The organism is Prosthecobacter sp., assembly GCF_044373815.1.
Classification (GTDB): domain Bacteria; phylum Verrucomicrobiota; class Verrucomicrobiia; order Verrucomicrobiales; family Verrucomicrobiaceae; genus Prosthecobacter.
Map to the genome: position 1 here is coordinate 1 of NZ_JBIPNG010000594.1, position 3,494 is coordinate 3,494.

Annotated in this window: 4 protein-coding genes and 1 pseudogene; 3 read left to right on the top strand and 2 right to left on the bottom strand. The window is 59.1% G+C overall.

Annotated features, from left to right (window positions below; genetic code table 11):
• Positions 1-16: 16 nt before the first annotated feature.
• The gene (locus tag ACIREA_RS28780; protein WP_397385769.1) at positions 17-994 is read left to right on the top strand and encodes a glycosyltransferase family 87 protein; all 978 of its coding nucleotides are present in this window, start codon (positions 17-19) and stop codon (positions 992-994) included.
• On the opposite strand, the gene ACIREA_RS28785 is transcribed toward ACIREA_RS28780, so the two are convergent.
• Positions 961-1,785: an amidohydrolase family protein gene (locus ACIREA_RS28785; protein ID WP_397385766.1), complete on the bottom strand. Its 825-nt coding sequence runs from the start codon at positions 1,783-1,785 to the stop codon at positions 961-963. The genes ACIREA_RS28780 and ACIREA_RS28785 overlap by 34 nt on opposite strands.
• 91 nt (positions 1,786-1,876) lie before the next feature.
• On the opposite strand from ACIREA_RS28785, the gene ACIREA_RS28790 reads away from it, so the two are divergent.
• Positions 1,877-2,227: a DUF4339 domain-containing protein gene (locus ACIREA_RS28790; RefSeq protein WP_397385767.1), complete on the top strand. Its 351-nt coding sequence runs from the start codon at positions 1,877-1,879 to the stop codon at positions 2,225-2,227.
• Between the two features lie 2 nt (positions 2,228-2,229).
• Here the strand turns inward: ACIREA_RS28790 and ACIREA_RS28795 are convergent, their stop codons facing one another.
• On the bottom strand, positions 2,230-2,988 hold the full coding sequence (locus ACIREA_RS28795) for an amidohydrolase family protein (protein ID WP_397385768.1): 759 nt from the start codon (positions 2,986-2,988) through the stop codon (positions 2,230-2,232).
• 105 nt (positions 2,989-3,093) lie between these two features.
• Between ACIREA_RS28795 and ACIREA_RS28800 the strand changes: the two are divergent.
• Positions 3,094-3,494, top strand: a pseudogene (locus tag ACIREA_RS28800) (hypothetical protein); the annotation flags it as partial.

Below are 3,494 nucleotides of genomic sequence, written 5' to 3' on the forward strand. Positions count from 1 at the left end.
CACGCTGCTGCCAGTTCTGCTGATGGCCAAACTCCCTTTCAATGCAGTCAAAACATTGTGGCTCCTCATCAGTCTGGGGTCATTGGTGCTGCTAGTTTGCACCATGCGCTGGATGATGGCAGCGGGCGGCCCATGCAATGGGGATCAGATGCTGATGACCTGTCTCTGGATCTGTAGCATTCCATTCTGGAGCTGTCTTGCCATGGGGCAGGCGTCCATTTTCTCAGTGGCGCTCACTCTGGCTGCATTTCGTGCCGACTGCGCCCGGCGGCCCCTGCTTGCCGGAGTGCTGCTCGCCTTTGGGGTGTTTAAATATGCGCTGATCTGGCCATTGGTGCTGTTCTTCTTCGTCATGCAATGGCGCTGGTGCTGCCTGCTGGTAGGAGGGGGCATTCACGTTGGAGTGCATTTGTTTCTATGCCGCATCATCAACGCGAATCCGATCACGATTTTCGCGGATGTCCTCGGCGGCAACACGAGGGTTTTTAACAGCAACAGCCTGCTGACGGTCTGGATGCCGTTTCGCTCATGGAATGAGATGTTTCCGAACCTTGCTGTTCCGGCTCAGCTCTCTGGAGCCATGCTCCTGTTATTGATGCTGGGCGGACTCCTGTGGCTTTGGCTGCGCAGAAAAAAAACCGATCACCACAACTTGATTCGATGGACGGCGGTGTTGCTCCTGCTGTCCCTCCTGGCAATAAGCTCGCGAATTTTTTCTCACATGTATGGCTTGCCAGTGCTGTGGATCGCCTGCTCTCCCGCCCACCCTTCGCTGTCATGGTTCCAGCGATCTCGGCTCATCACTTTGGTTCTCTATCTTTGCTATGTGCCCAGTGGAGTGGATGATCTAGGCGTGTCGGAGCAGGTTCTGCAGGCGTTACGAATTGTGTTCAATCTGGTTCTCGCCGCTCTGGCGGTTGACCTTGGCAGGCTGCTGTTAGCCGGTGAACGATCTGCTGCTCAGCCCAGCAAGGCGGCTGCATTGCGCTCTTGAACTGCCTGCGTTTGCACTGGATCAAGCGCAGACTCCTGCATTTTCAAGCGGGCGGACTCCCAGTAGAAGACGGGGGCGAATGAGCCGAACACGAGCCGCTCCAGAGGCCAGGTTTTGAGCAGGTTTTCCACGCCGCCCACTCCTTCGATCATCGCGAAATCGATCCACACGTTCGGGCATTCCTGCAAATCGTGAAGCAGCATGGTGGCGTTGGCATTGAGCAGCATGATACGCGATTCCTTGATTTCCTGCAGGATGCCTGAGAGAGGCTTGAGATCGACCGGTGCCACACGCACCTGCGGGTTCTGAGTGCGTTCATTCTCCATCTGGATCACCAGTTGCACCAGCAGATGGTGCTTTGCAGCGAGGGGGAGCAGCTGGCGAAAGGCAGGCGCTTGCAAGTCGTAGCCGTGATAGTTCGGATGCAGGCGAATCACGCGCATGCCGTGATCTTGAGCGCAGCGTTTGACGTCATCCTGCCAGTCAGGCAGGGAGAGATTGATGGTGCCGCAGGGGCGAAGAATGGAGTTTTGGCAGGCTTTGGTGAGCTCTCTGTTCACATTGGCCACATCACGCCGCAGCAGGCCTTCAAAGGCGCCGGTCCAGGCCTCCGTCACGCCGCGCAGGGTCAGACGTTGAATGAATTCCTGGGGATTTTCAGCGCCAAGCTGCCGAAACGGATGGGAACCCAGATACACATGGCAGTCGGTCAGTTTCGTCTCTTCCACCGCGCGCAGGGACGTGGCTGCGAGCATAGCGCTGGAGGTCAGCATGAAATTCCGGCGATTCATGCCGGTAGTTTGAACGATTCGGGGGCTGTGAAAAGCATTTCCTCCTGCCTTGCGCTGTTTTGATGTGAAGGTAGCCTACTGACACATCAAGATGAACTGGTACTACAACAACGCAGGCGCAGCCGAGGGTCCCATGGATGACCAGGCGATGACCGAGCTGGTCCGTGCCAAAAAGCTGTCTTCGGATTCTCTGATCTGGCATGCGGGACTGGAAGCGTGGCAGACGGTGGCCGTGCTGGCACCCGCATGGTGGGCGGCATCGTTGCCGACTCCGGCAGGCCGACCTGCGCCTGTGGCGGCCAAAAAGCCTGCTGAAGAAAAATCGGACTCAGGTGTCCGCAGGCTGGCCGGGCCGAACGCCCCAAACACTGAAGCCGCCGAGACCAAATCAGGCGGTGGGTTCTTGAAGCGCCTCTTTGGCTTCGGCAAAAAGAAGGACTGACCTCACGCTTTGATGCCCTTGGCCTGCAGGATGGGCAGCATGAGGCCGCGCAGATTGTCGCAGAAGATCTTTTGTTTGTCGGCATCGCTGATCTGCGCGCCGTGAACTTTCGCCAGCTGGCTGGCGAAGCTGCGCCCGCCGCAGTCGCTGCCGTAGATGACGCGCTCAGCGCCGAGCTCACGCACCGCCATCTCCGTGAAACCTGCCGTGGGATCTGAGCCGGCGAGATCGGCATAGAGATTGGTTTGGGCGCGAATGGCACGAATGCCCAGCTCCCAGTTGCCGCCCGTGTGGCCGCAGATGATGGGGACATCCGGAAAACGTTTTGCCAGCGCGACGAGATCGTCCGGCGTGGATTCACCGGGGTAGTTGGCGGTGGTTTTGAACCAGGTGTGCTGAAAAATGACGGCTTTCAGTTCATCGGCGCGGCGGATGATCGAATCGATGGCGGCCACGTTGCATCTCTCCGCCACCCAAAGCTTCACGCCCACCATGGGGCCGTTGGCAACGCAGCGTTCCAGTTCCGCGAGGCTTTCCTCAGGATGCTTGGCGCTGAGATAGACAAAACCAAAAGCGCGATCAGGGAATTTGGCGATGGCGCGCAGCACTTCATTGTTCTGCTGCACCAGATCGGCGGGTGAGGGGTCCTGAGACCATTTCAAGCCCATGTAAACACACAGCCGCTCAATGCCCATGCGGTCGGCATAAACGAGCAGCGCCTTGAGGCGTTCCTCCGGGGTGAGGCCGGGAACACCGGACATGTGGCAGTGCAGATCCCAAATGCGCATGGGGAGGAATGAAGCGGAAGCACATCGCCACGGCAATGTTTTCTTTGCGAGCTTGCCGAGGCGCTACATTTTGAACTCATGCCCACCACCAAGCCCACTGACGTCCGAGTCACCGCCGCCGAAGTTTTCTTTCTGCCTGTCACGATGCGGGTGCCGCTGAAGTTTGGCCCGGAGACGGTGACCAGCGCCGTCTGCCTGCGGGTGCGCGTGACTGTGGCGGACCGGAGTGGCAAAACGGCGCAGGGCTGGGGCGAGACGCCGCTGAGCGTCTCATGGGTCTGGCCCAGCAGCCTGAGTGTGGCGGTGCGTGCGCAGCGCATGCAGGATTTTTCCACACTGCTGGCCAAGCGCCTCGTGGAGAGCGGCTTCACTGGCCATCCGATGGAGATCGGCCAGGACTTCATGCATGGCCCGCTGGCGGCTACCCTGAAGGAGGCCAATGCTGCTGCAGGCGGGGATGAGATGCCCTACCTCGGCTC

Bases quoted from the DNA above. Each gene is read 5' to 3' on its own strand.
- ACIREA_RS28785 (WP_397385766.1), bottom strand. From the start codon at position 1,785: ATGAATCGCCGGAATTTCATGCTGACCTCCAGCGCTATGCTCGCAGCC.
- ACIREA_RS28790 (WP_397385767.1), top strand. From the start codon at position 1,877: ATGAACTGGTACTACAACAACGCAGGCGCAGCCGAGGGTCCCATGGAT.
- ACIREA_RS28795 (WP_397385768.1), bottom strand. From the start codon at position 2,988: ATGTCCGGTGTTCCCGGCCTCACCCCGGAGGAACGCCTCAAGGCGCTG.